Annotated in this window: 13 protein-coding genes; 8 read left to right on the forward strand and 5 right to left on the reverse strand. The window is 68.0% G+C overall.

Features of this window, described 5'->3' with window-relative positions:
* Positions 1 to 7: 7 nt before the first annotated feature.
* Complete coding sequence (locus tag AC07O3_RS12605) at positions 8 to 1,267, reverse strand: lactonase family protein (RefSeq protein WP_495339457.1); 1,260 nt, start codon at positions 1,265 to 1,267, stop codon at positions 8 to 10.
* Between the two features lie 16 nt (positions 1,268 to 1,283).
* Complete coding sequence (locus tag AC07O3_RS12610; RefSeq protein WP_093050316.1) at positions 1,284 to 2,858, reverse strand: ABC transporter substrate-binding protein; 1,575 nt, start codon at positions 2,856 to 2,858, stop codon at positions 1,284 to 1,286.
* A gap of 191 nt (positions 2,859 to 3,049) precedes the next feature.
* On the opposite strand from AC07O3_RS12610, the gene AC07O3_RS12615 reads away from it, so the two are divergent.
* A complete protein-coding gene (locus AC07O3_RS12615; RefSeq protein WP_093048728.1) occupies positions 3,050 to 3,439 on the forward strand; it encodes a RidA family protein in 390 nt (129 codons plus the stop codon).
* On the opposite strand, the gene AC07O3_RS12620 is transcribed toward AC07O3_RS12615, so the two are convergent.
* Positions 3,440 to 4,054 (reverse strand): ATP-dependent Clp protease proteolytic subunit, encoded by a 615-nt coding sequence (locus AC07O3_RS12620; protein WP_371127339.1) that lies wholly within the window; start codon positions 4,052 to 4,054, stop codon positions 3,440 to 3,442.
* An 81-nt stretch (positions 4,055 to 4,135) separates the two neighbouring features.
* On the opposite strand from AC07O3_RS12620, the gene AC07O3_RS12625 reads away from it, so the two are divergent.
* Positions 4,136 to 4,909 (forward strand): sigma-70 family RNA polymerase sigma factor, encoded by a 774-nt coding sequence (locus tag AC07O3_RS12625; RefSeq protein ID WP_495339458.1) that lies wholly within the window; start codon positions 4,136 to 4,138, stop codon positions 4,907 to 4,909.
* A gap of 36 nt (positions 4,910 to 4,945) precedes the next feature.
* On the forward strand, positions 4,946 to 5,467 hold the full coding sequence (locus AC07O3_RS12630; RefSeq protein WP_495339459.1) for a hypothetical protein: 522 nt from the start codon (positions 4,946 to 4,948) through the stop codon (positions 5,465 to 5,467).
* A gap of 4 nt (positions 5,468 to 5,471) precedes the next feature.
* Here AC07O3_RS12630 and lolD read toward each other — a convergent pair whose 3' ends face one another.
* Both lolD and AC07O3_RS12640 read right to left on the reverse strand, forming a co-directional pair.
* Positions 5,472 to 6,149, reverse strand: a complete 678-nt coding sequence (gene lolD / locus AC07O3_RS12635) for a lipoprotein-releasing ABC transporter ATP-binding protein LolD (RefSeq protein WP_093048718.1) — start codon at positions 6,147 to 6,149, stop codon at positions 5,472 to 5,474.
* The gene (locus tag AC07O3_RS12640) at positions 6,142 to 7,398 is read right to left on the reverse strand and encodes a lipoprotein-releasing ABC transporter permease subunit (RefSeq protein ID WP_093048715.1); all 1,257 of its coding nucleotides are present in this window, start codon (positions 7,396 to 7,398) and stop codon (positions 6,142 to 6,144) included. Before AC07O3_RS12640 ends, lolD begins: the two co-directional genes overlap by 8 nt.
* Before the next feature lie 55 nt (positions 7,399 to 7,453).
* Between AC07O3_RS12640 and AC07O3_RS12645 the strand changes: the two genes are divergently transcribed.
* The 5 genes from AC07O3_RS12645 to AC07O3_RS12665 all read left to right on the forward strand — a co-directional run bounded on the left by AC07O3_RS12645 (position 7,454) and on the right by AC07O3_RS12665 (position 15,977).
* A complete protein-coding gene (locus AC07O3_RS12645; protein ID WP_097199941.1) occupies positions 7,454 to 8,416 on the forward strand; it encodes a hypothetical protein in 963 nt (320 codons plus the stop codon).
* A complete protein-coding gene (recJ, locus tag AC07O3_RS12650; RefSeq protein WP_093075836.1) occupies positions 8,413 to 10,134 on the forward strand; it encodes a single-stranded-DNA-specific exonuclease RecJ in 1,722 nt (573 codons plus the stop codon). Before AC07O3_RS12645 ends, recJ begins: the two co-directional genes overlap by 4 nt.
* Positions 10,135 to 10,143: 9 nt before the next feature.
* A complete protein-coding gene (locus AC07O3_RS12655) occupies positions 10,144 to 11,301 on the forward strand; it encodes a GGDEF domain-containing protein (RefSeq protein WP_495339460.1) in 1,158 nt (385 codons plus the stop codon).
* A gap of 111 nt (positions 11,302 to 11,412) precedes the next feature.
* Complete coding sequence (locus tag AC07O3_RS12660; RefSeq protein WP_495339461.1) at positions 11,413 to 15,561, forward strand: WGR and DUF4132 domain-containing protein; 4,149 nt, start codon at positions 11,413 to 11,415, stop codon at positions 15,559 to 15,561.
* Positions 15,558 to 15,977 carry a hypothetical protein gene (locus AC07O3_RS12665; protein ID WP_440533583.1) on the forward strand — a complete coding sequence of 140 codons (420 nt, stop codon included), beginning with the start codon at positions 15,558 to 15,560 and terminating at the stop codon, positions 15,975 to 15,977. The genes AC07O3_RS12660 and AC07O3_RS12665 overlap by 4 nt, the downstream gene beginning before the upstream one ends.
* The last annotated feature ends 9 nt before the right edge of the window (positions 15,978 to 15,986 follow it).

A 15,986-nucleotide genomic window follows, 5' to 3' on the forward strand; every position in this document is an offset into this window, starting at 1 on the left:
TTCTTCATCACGCGGAAAACTCGATGGCCGCCGCGCTGCCCACTGCAACGTACTGACCGGTGAACTTGATGTCGCCACCCTGCACGCGGAAGACGCTGACGTTGTCGCCCTGCTTGTTGTGGCACACGTAGAGGAACCTGCCGCTCGGGTCGAGCGTGCAGCTGCGCGGGTAGTTGCCGCGCGACCATTCCTCGCGCACCAGCGTGGGCGCGCCGGTGCGTGCGTCGATCTTGAAGAGCGAGATCGAGTCGTGCAGGCGGTTGAGCGACACGAAGTGCTGGCCATCCGGCAGCATGCGGATGCCCGATGCGTAGCTGGTGCCCTTGAAGCCCTTGGGCAGCGCCGAGGTCTCGCTCACCAGCGTAAGCACGCCGGTGGCGTTGTCGTAGCGCATGAATGCGATGGTCGATGCTTCTTCGTTCACCAGGTAGAGCCACTTGCCGTTCGGGTGGAACACGAAGTGGCGCGCGCCCGAGCTTTCCGACACGGCCACCGTGCTCGGCTGGCTCAGCACGCCGGTGATGCGGTCGAAGCGGTAGGAGATGACGCGGTCCAGCCCGAGGTCGGCCACCAGCACGAAATTGCCCTTCGGGTCGGCGTGCACCATGTGCGCGTGCGGGCCGTCGTGGTCGCTGGTGGCAAAGCCTTCGTACGAGCGCGCGGCTGCCGGCACCACGTCGGCGCCGGGCTTGCAGGGCGTGGATGCGCCGCAGGCCTCGACGTCCTTGTAGACGACTGCGGGGGTGCCGGCATCGGGCGTGCCGTCGGCGCGCAGCGCGATCACGCTGACGTCGCCGCTGGCGTAGTTGGCCGTGAACAGGAAGCGGCCGTCGGGGTGCACGCTGATGTAGGCCGGGTCCTTGCCGCCGCAGGCCGTCTCGGAGACGAACGACAGCGCGCCATCTGCACCGATGCGGAAGGCCGAGACCGAGCCGGCCTCGAACTCGTTGGCCGCATAGAGCATCGGCAGCTTCGGGTGGCGCGCGAGCGACGCGGGGTTGCGCAGCTTCGCGCCCTCGCCTGCACTGGTCACGGCCGGCGGCGCGCCGGGGATGGGCTTGAGCGCGCCGGTGGCGCTGTCGAGTACGAACTGGTGCACACCCAGTCCGCGCCCGCCGCGCCACGGCTTGCCGCCGTCGCTGTAGGTGCCGACGTAGGCGTAGACCGGGCCGGAGGTTGCGGCTTGAACGGTGGAGGCCGTGAGGCCGAGGGCTCCGAGGCCGGAGGCCAGTGCGCTGGCTTGCAGAAGTTGGCGACGCGATGGCATGGCTGGTATCCCTGCCTTACTTGATCTTCGCGTTCCAGAAGAACGGCCAGGTCGCGGGCGTGTAGTTGTCCAGCGCCGGGCTCTTGGCCGAGAGGCCGTTGAACTTGCCGACGTTGATGTACGGCACTTCGTCATAGACGACCTGCTGCACCTTGCCCCACAGCGCGCCGCGCTTGGCCGGGTCGCTCTCTACGTTGAAGGCCTGCAGCGCCGACTTCTTCGCGGGCGTGTCCCACCAGCCGGGCGCGCCGTCGCCGAGTTGCGGCGGCGAGAGCATCGGCTCGGGGAACTGGCCCGAATGCGTGACGTAGATGTCCCACAGCTTGGCGTCGTTGCGGCGCTGCACCAGCGTGGCCCAGTCGACCACGTTGAGGTCGACCTTGAAGCCGGCGCGCTTGAGCTGCTCGGCCATCAGCAGCGCCATGTTGTAGTGGAAGTCGTACTGGCGGCTGGTGAGCACGCGGATCGGCTCGCCCTTGTAGCCGGCCTTGGCCGCGGCTTCCTTGGCCTTGGCGGCGTTGCGCTGGTTGTACTGGTCGGTGCCGGCCGTCGAATAGAACGGCGAGCCCTTGGGGAAGTGGTTGCCCTCGGCCACGAAGAAGCGCGTGTCGCCGAAGCCGGCCGCGAGCATTTCGCCTTCGCCCAGCGCGGTCTGGATCGCCTGGCGCACCGGCTGGCTGGCGGCCACGCCTTCCTTGGTGTTGAGCACGAGGTACGGGAAGCCGAACGAGGGCGTCATGATCGGCACCGTCTTGCCGCCGGACTTCTCCAGGCGCGGCAGTGCTTCCACCGGCAGCAGGTCGGCAAAGTCGTACTGGCCGGCCAGCGCGCCTTCGACGCGCGTGCTGGCGTTGGGCACGGGCACGAAGCGCAGCTCCTCGATGGCCGCTTCGCGCTTGCCGCCGTAGCCGCTCGCGGGCTCCTTGCGCGCCGTGTATTTGTCGAAGCGCGTGAGCAGCACGAACTGGTCGGGGCGGCGCTCCTTGAACTTGTAGGGGCCGGTGCCGACGAAATCCTTCAGCGGCGAGGCGATGGAGTCCTTGGCCATGATGGCAGCCATGCCGCTGGGCAGCGCGAGTTGCGAGAGCAGCGGTGCATAGGGCTCCTTCAGCACCACCTCGACCGCCAGCGGGCCCTTGGCCTTGAGGCTGTCGATTTCCTTGCCCACGGCCTTGCCGCGCGGCGACTGTTCCATCCAGCGCTGCAGGCTGGCCACCACATCGTCAGCCGTGAGTTCGCGGCCGTTGTGCAGCATGACGCCCTTGCGCAGGGTGATGGCGTAGGTCTTGCCGTCGGCCGAGATCTTCGGCATGCCTTCGGCCAGCATCGGCACCACGTTCCACTTGGCGTCGAAGGTGTAGAGCGTCTCGTACACGTGCTGCATGATGGTTCCGACCAGGTCGGCAGTCGAGGCCATCGGGTCGAGCGTCTGCGGCTCGGCCACCATCGCCAGCGTGGCGAAGTTGCGCGGGCCCTGGGCCTGGGCGCTCTGGTAGGGCAGCGCGGCGCACAGCATCGCGAGCAGGGAAGCGCCCAGCAGGCTGCGCTTCGACAGCATAGGCAGGCGCTGGACAAGACCGACGTGGGGCATGGGGAACTCCTTCATGGGGCGGGCGAGTTTGTGAAAGAAAATTTCTCTTCGGCCCGGACTTTGAAGCAGTATTCATGCCAAATCATCCGTGTTAACCCTCGATAAAGGGTTTTTCTGAAATAGATTTTCAGATTGGATGGATACTCGCCAATCCCCCTTCCATCGTTCACTTCAACCCCAGGAGTCCTCCCATGCCTCTCGAATACCTCGGCGCCCCGCCCCTTGCCTCCGACCGCCAGGTTCGCCCCTTCTCCCCGGCCGTGCGAGCCGGCGACTTCGTCTATGTGTCGGGCCAGGTGCCCGCCAACAAGGACGGCGAGATCGTGGTGGGCGGCATCGAGGCGCAGACGCGCCAGGTGATGGAAAACCTCAAGACCGTGCTCGCGCTGGCCGGCGCCACGCTCGACGACGTGTGCAAGAGCACCGTCTGGCTGCAGGACGCGCGCGACTTTGGTGCCTTCAACCGCATCTACATGAGCTACTTCGGTGAAAACAAGCCGGCGCGCTCGACGACCGAGGCGCGGCTGATGGTCGACGCCAAGGTAGAGATCGACGTGGTCGCCTACAAGCCCAAGGCCTGATCAGGCCTGCAGTTCGGTCTTGCGCTGGATGATGCGCGAGACCAATCCATATTCGACGGCCTCCGTGGCCGAGAGCCATCGGTCACGCTCGATGTCGGCCAGCACCACGTCGATGGGCTTGCCGGTCTCGCGCGCGATCTCGTGCGCGATGCGCTGGCGGGCCTTGATGATTTCCTGCGCCTGGATGGCGATGTCGGTCGCCTGCCCGCCCGCGCCGCCGCTGGGCTGGTGGATCAGGAAGCGCGTGTTCGGCAGGCACACGCGGCGCTCGCGCGGCGCCGCCAGGAACAGGTGCGTGGCCGCACTGCCGACCCAGCCAGTGCCGATCATGTTCACCGGCGCGCTGATGAAACGCACGATGTCGTGGATGGCATCGCCCGACTCCAGATGCCCGCCCGGCGAACTCACGAGGATGTCGATGGGCTTATCGGGGCTGTCGGCGTCAAGTGCGATGAGCCTGCGCGTCACATCGGCCGCCACTGAGTCGCTGATGGTGCCGAAGATCAGCAGCGTGCGCGACTTGAACGCCTTCTCCTCCAGGTAGGAGTTGCGCGGCTCGGCGGTGGCGGCGGGCTTGGTGTCGTCGTCGGATTCCATTGAAAACATGGGCTGCATGGAGAAAGCTCCTGTGGTTGAACTGTCTTGACGAACAAGCCCACAGTTTCGTGACATTGCGCGCTATGGCAAGCTGCGGCGATGCTCGATGAACGCTATCTCTCGCAATTCCCGGCGCTGCGAAGCCGGCTGGTTCGCGCGGCGGCGCGAATGCTGGGTGGCCCGGCGGATGCCGAAGACGTGGTGCAGGAAAGCTACCTGCGCGCGCTCGAGGCTGGCGGCATGCTTGAGCCCGACTCGGTGCAGGCCTGGCTGACGACGGTGATGCAGAACCTTGCCATCGACAAGTTGCGGCGGGAGAACTGGATGCAGCGGTGGTTGCGGGATGCCGAAGGGCTTGCGCCCGAGGCACCTTCGGCGGAAGTGGATGCGGCGCAGGCCGAGGAAGCCAATCACGCGTTGCGCCTGCTGGCCGACCGCCTCAATCCGACCGACGGCGCCGCGGTGCTGCTTCGCGAAGTCTTCGAACTGAGCTACAGCGAGATCGCCGAGGCCACCGGAAAGACCGAAGCCAGTTGCCGGCAGCAATTGCATCGCGCCCTCATGCGCTTGCGCAGCGGCGAAGCACCGTCATCGGAGCATGCGCGGGACGAAGCTGAGACGGAGGCGGCGCTTCACCTCTATCGCCAATCGCTGCAGAATCGCAACGCGAAGGTACTGCTCGCCATGCTGCGCCAGCCCAGGACGCGCGCTGTCGTGCGTTCAGCAGCAGCAGGAGCGACAACGGCACCAAATATCGTCTGCCAGGTCACTCACGTTGGCGGGCAGCTTGGCCTCTTGCTGACGCTGGGCAACCAGTTCGTCTGCGTGCTGCCGTTGGGCACGCGGAATGTGCACGAGGAATCGCCGGCCTGACAATCGAGCGAAACGGTCCGGCGGCAAAATCCGGCAATGAACAAAAGCTTGTGGGGGATGACGGGAGCGCTCTTCGGCGGACTCTGGATCGCCGTGTTTTTTGCCGCATTCAGCACATTGGCACTCGTCCGCGAGGCGAAGAAAGAAGATCTCTTGCTCACTTCGGGGCTCTTCATGGGCGTCGAACCCGGAAGAGGACGGGCGCGATCCATCAACTACGCGGTCATCGAATCCGATGGTCGCTCCCTGCGATTCTCCATCCACACATGCGAACAACAGATCGCCCGAATGGCGAGGGGCACCACGGTTTCCGTACTGCACGATGATTCCAAGCTCTTTGAGCTGACTGCCGATGGCCAGACGCAATGCACCTATGCATCCACTGCCCAGGCCTTGGCACAAGCGCGGAGCAACAACCTGCGCTGGACACTCTCGGGCGCGACGGGTGGCGCCCTGTTGGTGCTGCTGGCAATCTGGTCACGCTGGCGGACCAGCCGCCGCTTGACGCAGCTCCGAGCCGTCATGCAGCGCCGCGAAACCGGTGGCGCAGACCGATAGCGACTCAGCCCGCCAGCCGCCCCGCCACCAACTGCAACACCCGATCGCACCGCTTCGCCAGATCCTGGTCATGCGTGACCATCACGAACGCAGTGCCATGCCGGTGCGCAAGTTCGAGCATCAGCTCGAACACCGTGTCCGCCGTGCTGCGGTCGAGGTTGCCAGTGGGCTCGTCTGCCAGCACGCAGGCCGGTTTCGTGACCAGTGCGCGCGCGATCGCAACCCGCTGGCGCTCGCCGCCCGACAGCTCGGCCGGCCGGTGATGCAGGCGCTGGCCCAGCCCCACGCTTTCGAGGATCTTCGTGGCCGACTGCGCGGCCGCATGGGGCTCCACGCGCCGGATCTTCAGCGGCATGGCCACGTTGTCTAGCGCGCTGAACTCGGGCAGCAGGTGATGGAACTGGTAGACGAAGCCCAGGTGCTGGTTGCGCAGCCGCCCCTGCTCCGCCGCATCGGCGTGCGCGATGTCCTTGCCCAGCAGTTCGACCTTGCCGGCCGTGGGCTCGTCGAGCCCGCCCATCAAATGCAACAGCGTGCTCTTGCCGGAGCCCGAGGCGCCGACGATGGCCAGCGTTTCGCCGGCATGCACGTCGAGGTCCACGCCGTGCAGCACGGTCAGGTCGAGCCGGCCTTCGTGGAAGCGCTTGGTCAGGCCTCGGGCCTTCAATACGACTTCACTCATAGCGCAGAGCCTCAGCCGGGTTCACGCGGCTGGCGCGCCAGCTCGGGTACAGCGTGGCCAGGAAGGCCAGCACGAGGGAGATGATTGCAATGGGCATGATGTCGCTGCGCTGCGGATCGCTCGGCATCTTGCTGATCAGGTAGATGTCCTTGGGCAGGAAGCTCGCGTGGAACAGCTGCTCCAGGAAGGGCACGATCACGTCGATGTTGTAGGCAATGCCAAGCCCCAGCAGCAGCCCGGCCACGGTGCCGATCACGCCCACCATCGCGCCCTGCACCACGAAGATGCCCATGATGCTGCGCGGCGAGCTGCCCAGCGTGCGCAGGATGGCGATGTCGGCGCGCTTGTCGGTCACGGTCATCACCAGCGTGGAGACGAGGTTGAAGGCCGCCACCGCCACGATCAGCGTGAGGATGATGAACATCATGCGTTTCTCGACCTGCACGGCCGCGAACCATGTCTTGTTCTGGCGCGTCCAGTCGCGGATGAGGAACTCGCCCGGCAGGGTCACTGCCAGCTGGTCAGCCACGTCGCGTGCCTCGTTGAGGTTCTTGAGCTTCAGGCGAATGCCGGTCGGCCCTTCGAGGCGGAACACCTTGGCCGCGTCCTGCTCGTGGACCATGGCCAGCGCCGAATCGTATTCGTAGTGGCCCGAGTCGAAGGTGCCGACCACGGTGAACTGCTTGAGCCGCGGCACCACGCCCGCCGGCGTGACCTGCCCGCCCGGCGCCACCAGCGTGACCTGGTCGCCCGGCTGCACGAAGAGCGAGCGCGCCAGCTCGGCGCCGAGCACGATGCCGAATTCGCCCGGCACCAGCTTGTCGAAGGTGCCCTTCGAGGCGATGCCGTTGATGTCGGTGACCTCGGGTTCGAGCTTGGGATCGATGCCGCGCACGATCGTGCCCTTCATGTCCTCGCCGCGCGCAATGAGCGCCTGCGTATTGATGAAGGGCGCCGCACCGACCACTTCGGGGTGCTTGCGCGCCGCGGCCATGATCTGGTCGAGGCTTTGCAGCGCCTGCCCGTCGCGCGAGAAGATCTCGATGTGCGACACCACGCCGAGCATGCGGTCGCGCACCTCCTTCTGGAAGCCGTTCATCACACTGAGCACAATGATCAGCGCCGCCACGCCCAGCGCGATGCCGAGCATCGAGACACCGGAGATGAAGGAGATGAAGCCGTTGCGCCGCGTCGCCCGGCCTGCGCGCGTGTAGCGCCAGCCAAGCTGCAGTTCATAAGGAAGTCGCATAGGGGCGGAATTGTGGCATTCCGGATGACCTTGAGGCTTCCCGGACAATACGGGAATGGCCGAAACCTCCCCACGTCACTTGTTGATCCCCTTTGCCGGCCGCGGTTCCCCGGCATGCCGCGCGGCGCTGCCGACGCTTCGGCTCCCCAATCTCGAAACCCTGCTGCAGCGGCTCACCCTCGCGGACACCGACACGCAGGACGAAAGCACGCGCTCGCCTCCGCATGAACGCGCGCTGGCGCAGGCGCTGGGCATCTCCGCTGCCGACGGCTGCATCCCCTGGGGCGCGCTCGATGCGCGGCGGCTGGGCATCGCCACGCCCGGCGATACCGAAGGCTGGGGCGTCGTCATGCTGTGCAACTGGCAGGTCGGCATCGACGACGTGGTGCTGGGCGACCCCGCCGCCATCGAAATCGACGCCGACGAATCGACCGCCCTGCTGGAAGCCGCGCGTCCCTTCTTCGAGGAAGACGGCATCGTGCTGCACCCCTCCCCCGTGCCCGGCCGATGGCTGGCACGCGCGCGCATCTTCGACGGCCTGGCCACCGCCTCCATCGACCGCGCCGTGGGCTATCCGATCTCGCAGTGGTCGCCGTTGGCCGATGCCGCGCGGCCGCTGCGCCGGCTGCAGAACGAAATGCAGATGCTGCTGTACACGCAGCGCGTGAACGACGACCGCGCCGCGCGCGGCGTGCCGCCCATCAATTCGTTCTGGCTCAGCGGCACCGGCGCGCTGAACAAGGAAGCCGCACCTGCCGCGGCACCGACAGTGAGCGACGCCCTGCGCATCGCCGCCTTGCGCGACGACGGCATGGCCTGGGCCGCCGCCTGGCAAGAGCTCGACGCGGGCCCCGTCGCCGCGCTTCTGGCCGACTACACGCGCGGGGACGCCGTGTCGCTCACGCTGTGCGGCGACCGTGCCGCCCAGCGCTACACCGTTCAGCCACGCGGCCTGGCCGGTTGGGCCAGGAGCCTGTTCGACCGCAAGCGGGCCGCCACAGTGCTGGAGGCGCTATGAAGATCATCGCCAGGGAGATTCCCCCGCGCACCGTCTGGGCGCTGGAGCAGGCCGGCGTGCATCCGCTGCTGGCAAGGCTCTTCGCCGCCCGCGGTGTGCGCGCCAAGGAAGAACTCGACGACGGCCTCGCACGCCTGCTGCTCCCCGACACGCTGCGCGGCACGCACGAGGCCGCAGTGCTGCTGGCCGACGCCATTGCGCAGGACAAGCGCCTGTGCATCGTCGCCGACTACGACTGCGACGGCGCCACCGCCTGCGCAGTCGGCGTGCGCGGCCTGCGTCTGCTGGGCGCCAGGCACGTGAGCTACCTCGTGCCCGATCGCGTGGTCGACGGCTACGGCCTCACGCCACCCATCGCCGAGCGCGTGGCCGACAGCGGCGCCGACATGCTGATCACCGTCGACAACGGCATCGCCAGCGTCGAAGGCGTGGCGGCCGCCAAGGTGCGCGGCCTGCAGGTGCTGGTGACCGACCACCACCTGCCCGGCCCTGAGCTGCCCACGGCCGACGTGCTGGTCAACCCGAACCAGCCCGGCTGCGAGTTCGAGAGCAAGAGCATCGCCGGTGTCGGTGTGATGTTCTACGTGCTGCTCGCACTGCGCTCCGAGTTGCGCAAGCGCGGCGTGTACGACACGGCCACGCAGCCCAAGCTCGATGTGCTGCTGCCGCTTGTGGCGCTCGGCACCGTGGCCGACGTGGTGAAGCTCGACGCAAACAACCGCCGGCTGGTGGCGCAGGGCCTGCGCCGCATCCGTGCCGGCACGATGCCCGCCGGCGTGGCGGCGCTCTTCAAGGCCGCGGGCCGCAATGCCTCGGCCGCCACAACATTCGACTTCGGCTTTGCACTCGGCCCGCGCATCAACGCCGCCGGCCGGCTGGCCGACATGACGCTGGGCATCGAATGCCTGCTGACCGACGACGCAGGCCGCGCCGAAGAACTTGCGCGCATGCTCGACGGCATCAACCGCGAGCGGCGCGACATCGAGGGCGGCATGCGCGACCAGGCGCTGCTGCTGGCCGAATCGCTGTTCGCCACCGATGGCGAAGGCATCGAAGCCCCGCCGCCGGCCATCAGCGTGTTCGACGCGGGCTTTCATGAAGGCGTGGTGGGCATCGTGGCCTCGCGCATCAAGGACCGCTTTCACCGCCCCACTTTCGTCTTCGCTGCGAGCGGCGCGCCGGGCAAGGAGCAGGAGCTGAAAGGCTCGGGCCGCTCGATTCCCGGCTTCCATCTGCGCGACGCGCTCGACCTCGTGGCCAAGCGCCATCCGGGCGTGCTGCTGCGCTTCGGCGGCCACGCGATGGCGGCCGGCTGCACGGTCGCGCGCGAGCACTTCGAGACTTTCGAAAAAGGCTTCGCGCAGGTAGCCGGCGAATGGCTGGCCGAGGCCGAGCTCACGCGGCAGATCGAGACCGACGGGCCGATAGCTCGCGAGTACATGCGCATCGACCTCGTCGACACGCTGCACCGCGAGGTGTGGGGCCAGGGCTTTGCGCCGCCCACCTTCAGCGAAGAGGTGGAAGTGGTGTCGCAGCGGCTGGTGGGCGAGAAGCACCTGTCGCTCAAGCTCAGGCACCAGGGTCAGCCTATCGACGCGATCTGGTTCAGCCACACCGAGCCGCTGCCGCCGAAGGTCAAGCTGGCGTTCCGGCTCGATGCCGATGAATGGCAGGGCGTGCGCAGGCTGCGCTTCCTGGTCGAAGGCGCTGAGTTCTAAGAGGCCTCGATGTTCGACGGCGTGAGCTACGGCCTGCTGGCTGGCCTGACGACCTGCGGCCTGGTGCTGCTGCTGGTGTTCGGCACGAAGATCCACGGCTGGTACGCGTTGAGCTGCGCGTGCGCGCTGGCGGCCTTCGCCGGGTTGAACAGCCTCGCGCCTTCCACGCAATTCGCGCAATGGCCCGCGGCGGCGCTGGTGTTGTGGACGGCCTGCCGGCTGCAGTTCGTGCGGCAATTGCTGCGGCTGGAAGATTTCTCGCCCCGGCTCGACCGGGTCGCGCGGGCAACCCTGGTCATCTTCGCGATCGCCACGCTCTATGCCACGCTCGAGACGCAGCGCCTGTGGACGCTGCGCATGGTGCAGGCGCTGGCGGTGGCTTCCACCGTGATCCTCGCGGCAGGCGCTGTGAAGGTGCTGCGCCGCCAGCCGTGGCCGGCGGCGCTCTTCCTGGCCGGCGCGGCACTGCTGCTCGGCGGCCTCTCGACCGCGCGGATGTCGGCCTGGATCGGGCCGGCGTGGGCGCCGCCCCAGCCGAACCTGGTGCAGGCCACGGTGATCGCCGAACTGGTGGTCTTCATCTTCGCGCTCGGCATGCGCCTGCGGGGCGATGGCGCTGGCGAGGCACGCACGCAGCAGAAGGCGGGAGACTCGGGCACCGACGCTCTCACCAGCGCCGCCAGCCGCGCCGGCTTCGAGAGCCGCGCCGAAGAATGGCTGCGCGACGGCCGGCCTTTCTCGCTGATGCTGATCGACCTGAACGGCTTCAAGGCCGTGAACGAGCGGCATGGCCGCGCGGGCGGCGACGCGGTGCTGGCCGCCATCGCCCAGCGCCTGCGCGAGCAGGTGCGCGCCGACGACATGGTCGCCCGGCTCGGCAGCGACGAGTTCGCGATTCTTCTGGTCGGCAGCCCGCCGCGGCAAAAGCTCGCGGAGATGGCCATCCGCATCGAGACCGCAGGCGCCAGGCCGGTGGCCTACGAAGGCCGGCTGCTCGCAGGGGGCGAGCTCAGCATGGGCATTGCCTGCCACCCCGCCGACGGCGACACGCTGGCCGGCCTGCTCGAATCGGCCGGCCGCGCGCTTCAGCATTGCAAGCGGCAGCGCATGGGGCCGGCCTATGCCTTCGCGGGGGAACATGCGGGCGGCGCGGTGGCACGTGAATGATTTCTTCGTAAGCGTTGTCGCGCGGAGCGAAATCTTCTTGCTGCAGAGGGGCCGAGCTTTCACGCAGGCCCTTTATCCTCTGCGGCGAACTCACAGGAGGATGTTTTTTCCATGCGCCGCTTTGAACTCATCGAGGGAACCGCCAGCAAATTCTGGGAAATCGAGCAGGCAGACACCGAGCTCAACATTCGCTGGGGCCGCATCGGCACCGCGGGCCAGAGCCAGACCAAGTCGTTCGACGACGCCACCAAGGCTGCCACCGCGCTGACCAAGCTGGTGGCCGAGAAGACCGGCAAGGGTTACTCCGAAGTGGGCGTGGCCGCCAGCGCGGCCATCGGCAAGACCGAGGCGAAGCCGAAGGTGGAGAAGCCAGAGCCAGCGGAAAAGCCCCCTACGCCGACGGCCGTCGCCGCCAGCACCACGGCCGCGGATGCGGCGCCCACCGAAGGCATCGACAGCCAGGCCGACCGCGTGTTCGAAACCGTGCGCGCGCAGATCGAAGCCGGTACTCTGACCTCCAGCGACACGCTCTCGGCCGGCACTCTCAAGCGCCAGCACGGCGTGAGCGAGCAAGGCGCGGCGCTTGCCTTCAAGCGCCTCAAGAACGAGGGCCTGCTGTCAGGCTGGGGCACCAGTTGCACGCCAGCCAAGGACGCCCAGGCCATCGCGAAAGCACTGGGCGCCGCAGCGCCAGGCGCATCGCACGCAGTTCCCCCCGCGACCAGCGTCGAAATACCCGCAAGCGCCGACACCCCGCCCTGGCTCGCCGCCGGCACGCCCATACGGCTCTCGCCCGACATGCAGCGCGAAGCCTTCCCGTCGCGCCGCTTTCCGCCAAAGCCCTTCGACGAAGCGGTGAGCGTGGCCGCAGCCTGGCTGCCGGTGCGCCGCAAGCTCGAGCTCAACGTCAACATGACCGGCACTGACGCGGCCCTACGGGCGGCCACGCAGCGCATGGTCGACCGCAGCACGCAGCCCGACCCCGCGGCCGACGCCGAGGCCGACACCGTGCTGCTGGCACTCGCGCTGGGCACCGGGGGCCGCTACAACGTGCACGAGATAGGCAACGTGCTGGTGAACTACCTCGTGAAGCAGTACGGGCTGCCAGCCACCGTCGACATGGCGCTGGCCGCGCAGCAGATCGATGTGCAGACCGCCTACGACCGCGCAACCCAGAAGCACCAGAGCAGCTTCGGCACCGCCGTCGCCCGCCAGATGGGCGACTCTTACTACGGCCCGCTGGGGCAATGCGAACAGACGCTGCGCGCGCACCTGGCGTTGGCCACCCCCGATGTCTGGCAGGACTGCCGCGACCGCATCGAAGCCGGCCTGCCCAAGGTGCACCCCAGCCGTCAGCCCGCGCTGGCAATGCTGCTGCCCGATGCGCCCGAGATCTCGAACACGCTCGTGCACACGCTCGCGGCCGACAAGACCACGCCCGAAACCATGCACTGGCTGCTGCTGACAGCCACCGACCCCGACGCCATCGCGCTGGCCGCGAAGGTCCGCCTGAGCTATTCGACCGGCTTCTGGGGCAGCGGCCCCATGACGAGCACGCTGGTGCAGGAGCGCGGCCTTGACGCGGTGCCGGTGCTGGAGCGCGGCGCCGCCACTGACGATGCGGGCGATGCGCTGGCTTGCATCGGCACGCCCGAAGCCGTGCAGGCGCTGGCCCGCGTGGCGAGCAATTCGAAGGGTGCGCTGGCGCGGCTGGCGCTGGCCGTCGACCGCTGGCCGATGGCGGCCATTCCCGCGCTGTCGAGGCTGGTCGCGGCGGGAGGGAAAGACGCCAACCTCGTCACGCCCAGCCTCACGCGCCTGCTGCGCGCGCACAGCGCGTCCCTGCCGGCCTTGCGGCCCTGGCTCGATGCCGGCGCGCAGGCGGTGATCGACCGGCAACTGGCGCTGCTGGCCGGCCCCACCGAAGTGGCCGACGCGAGCGAGCTGCCCGGCGTGCTGGCAGCGCCGCCGTGGCTCGCCAAGGTGCAGAAGAAGGCGGCCGGCGCGCTCGTGCTGGAGCCGCTGGCGCTGGCGCCGGTGGAGCAGTGGGGCGAAGGCGAGCGCGAGAAGGCGCTGCGCCTGAACTCGTGGCAAACCGGTCGCTACGACGCCGCGCGCAAGAACACGGAGGCACTGCTCGACTCGCTGGGCTTCGACAAGGGCAGGATCAGCCTGGCGCCCTTCGCCAAGACCGCCGCGGCGGCCATCGCGGCCGGCGACGCCGACGGCCTGACCGCCAGCTGGCGCGCGATGGTGGCCGAGCGCAAGAAAGACCGCTACTACTGGTTCACCTTCAATGCAAGCTTCTCGGCGCTGCTGCCGACGGCAATCGGCGTGCCGTTCTGGAATGCGGTCGCAGGCGAAGCCGAGAGCGACAGCATCGGCATGATCCTGGCCACGCACGGCCTCGCCGTGCTGCCGGGGCTGGTGGCCATGGTGCGCTCCAAGCCCACCGACAACCTCTCGTACGCCCTGAACTACGGCGCCGCCGAACTGGCCATGCCGGCCGCGCGCGCCTTCGCCAAGCTCAAGACGCTGCGCGCCGAAGGCCGCGAATGGCTGCTGAAATATCCAGAGCACGCCGCCGCCGGCCTGATTGCGCCCGCGCTCGGCAAGGCCGGCGAAGCACGTGACTGCGCGGGTTCGGCGCTGCGCCTGCTGCAGGCCAACGGCCACGAAGCGCTGCTGCTCGACGTGGCCGGCCGCTACGGCAAGCCCGAAGTTGTTGAGGCGCTGCGCGCCGTGCTCGACGAAAGCCCGCTCGACCGCTTTCCCACCAGGCGCGCGAAGCTGCCCGAGTTCTGGCAGCCGCGCGGCTGGCGCCGACCCACGCTGAAGAACGGCAAGGCCCTGCCCGACGACGTGCTCGACAACCTCGGCCAAATGCTGACCTTTCCGACCAACGAGGAAATCTACGGCGGCATCGCCGTGGCCAAGGAGGCTTGCGACGCCGACTCGCTTGCCGAGTTCGCCTGGGACGCCTTCACCGCCTGGCTCGAAGCCGGCGGCCCGAGCAAGGAAGGCTGGGCGCTCACCGCACTCGGCTTCTTCGGCAACGACGACACCGCACGCAAGCTCACGCCCTTCATCCGCGCCTGGCCCGGTGAGGCCGCACACGCGCGCGCCGTGACCGGGCTCGACGTGCTCGCCACCATCGGCAGCGACGTCGCGCTGATGCTGCTCAACGGCATTGCGCAGAAGGTCAAGTTCAAGGGCCTGCAGGACAAGGCGCGCGAGAAGATCGATGCCATCGCCGAAGCACGCGGCCTCAGCACCGAGGAACTCGAAGACCGGCTCGCGCCCGACCTCGGCCTCGACGAGCAGGGCACGATGCGGCTCGACTTCGGCCCACGCGCATTCAAGGTCGGCTTCGACGAAACGCTCAAGCCCTACGTGCGCGAGACCGGCGCCGACGGTGTCGACGGCGCGCGCCTGCCCGACCTGCCCAAGCCCAAGAAGACCGACGACGCCGAACTGAGCAAGGAAGCGGTCGAACGCTTCAAGCTGCTGAAGAAGGACGTGCGCACCATCGCCAGCCAGCAGCTGCTGCGCCTCGAAGTGGCAATGTGCGCGCGCCGCCGCTGGACGCCCGAGGTGTTCCGCATGTTCCTGGTCGAGCACCCGCTGGTGCGCCACATCGTGCAGCGGCTGATCTGGGGCGTGTACGCGGTGCAGGGCAGTGCCAGCTACGGCGGCACGCTGCAGGCCTGCTTCCGCGTGGCGGAAGACGGCAGCTACACCACGGCGGAAGATGATCCGTTCGAACTGCCCGAGGGCGAGAACATCCGCATCGGCGTGCCGCATGCGCTGGAGCTGCCAGCCGCCGACGCAGCGGCCTTCGGCCAGGTGTTCGCCGACTACGAACTGCTGCAGCCCTTCGCGCAGATCGGCCGCGACATCTACACGCTGACCGACGAAGAGAAGAAGAGCCTGAAGCTGGAGCGCTGGAAAGACGCCAAAGTGCCCACCGGCCGCGTGCTGGGGCTGGCCAACAAGGGCTGGCGCCGCGGTCAGGCGCAGGACGGCGGCTGCATCTGGTACTTCAGCAAGCCGCTGGGCACGGACCGCGTGATCGAGCTGAGCCTGGACCCCGGCATCATCGTCGGCATGGTGGACGAATACCCCGAGCAGACTCTCGGCCAGGTGCAGGTGGGCAAGCCCTCGGGCTGGGGCGATATGCGCGATGCCGAGGCGCTGCACCAGCTCGATCCGATTTCCGCCAGCGAACTCATCCGTGACATGGAAGGCCTCAGGGCATGAGGCTGCGCTGCTGGATGTTGGCCACAGGGCTCGCTCTGGCTGTGACCACGGCCGCAGCCCAGGGCATGGCGCCCGAGGTGCCGACGCAGGTCCGCACGGTGGCAACAGGCGGCGAATGGCTCTCGCCGAAAGGCGGCGGCGTGCTCCGCGTCGTGATTGCCGACGAGGGCTTCGAGCATGTGCACTCGCGCCTCTGGATCGAATGGCTGACCATTGGCGAGCGCGGTACGCCACGGCGAACGGCCCGAGTGCTCGTGAAGGAACTGTCTAACGGCATGGCTGTGCTCAGGCTGGACGACCGGGGCGAGGCTTTCCAGGGCAGCAAGATCCGGCTGAGGTCCACCCACACCTATTCTCAAGACACCACGGACATCACGATCGAGACCGGCAAGCCCGGTCACTACAGGATCCTCTAGCTTCACCCC

This window comes from Variovorax sp. GW821-FHT09D05 (genome assembly GCF_059416325.1).

Bases quoted from the DNA above. Each gene is read 5' to 3' on its own strand.
- AC07O3_RS12605 (WP_495339457.1), bottom strand. From the start codon at position 1,267: ATGCCATCGCGTCGCCAACTTCTGCAAGCCAGCGCACTGGCCTCCGGC.
- AC07O3_RS12610 (WP_093050316.1), bottom strand. From the start codon at position 2,858: ATGCCCCACGTCGGTCTTGTCCAGCGCCTGCCTATGCTGTCGAAGCGC.
- AC07O3_RS12615 (WP_093048728.1), top strand. From the start codon at position 3,050: ATGCCTCTCGAATACCTCGGCGCCCCGCCCCTTGCCTCCGACCGCCAG.
- AC07O3_RS12620 (WP_371127339.1), bottom strand. From the start codon at position 4,054: ATGCAGCCCATGTTTTCAATGGAATCCGACGACGACACCAAGCCCGCC.
- AC07O3_RS12625 (WP_495339458.1), top strand. From the start codon at position 4,136: ATGCTCGATGAACGCTATCTCTCGCAATTCCCGGCGCTGCGAAGCCGG.
- AC07O3_RS12630 (WP_495339459.1), top strand. From the start codon at position 4,946: ATGAACAAAAGCTTGTGGGGGATGACGGGAGCGCTCTTCGGCGGACTC.
- lolD (WP_093048718.1), bottom strand. From the start codon at position 6,149: ATGAGTGAAGTCGTATTGAAGGCCCGAGGCCTGACCAAGCGCTTCCAC.
- AC07O3_RS12640 (WP_093048715.1), bottom strand. From the start codon at position 7,398: ATGCGACTTCCTTATGAACTGCAGCTTGGCTGGCGCTACACGCGCGCA.
- AC07O3_RS12645 (WP_097199941.1), top strand. From the start codon at position 7,454: ATGGCCGAAACCTCCCCACGTCACTTGTTGATCCCCTTTGCCGGCCGC.
- recJ (WP_093075836.1), top strand. From the start codon at position 8,413: ATGAAGATCATCGCCAGGGAGATTCCCCCGCGCACCGTCTGGGCGCTG.
- AC07O3_RS12655 (WP_495339460.1), top strand. From the start codon at position 10,144: ATGTTCGACGGCGTGAGCTACGGCCTGCTGGCTGGCCTGACGACCTGC.
- AC07O3_RS12660 (WP_495339461.1), top strand. From the start codon at position 11,413: ATGCGCCGCTTTGAACTCATCGAGGGAACCGCCAGCAAATTCTGGGAA.
- AC07O3_RS12665 (WP_440533583.1), top strand. From the start codon at position 15,558: ATGAGGCTGCGCTGCTGGATGTTGGCCACAGGGCTCGCTCTGGCTGTG.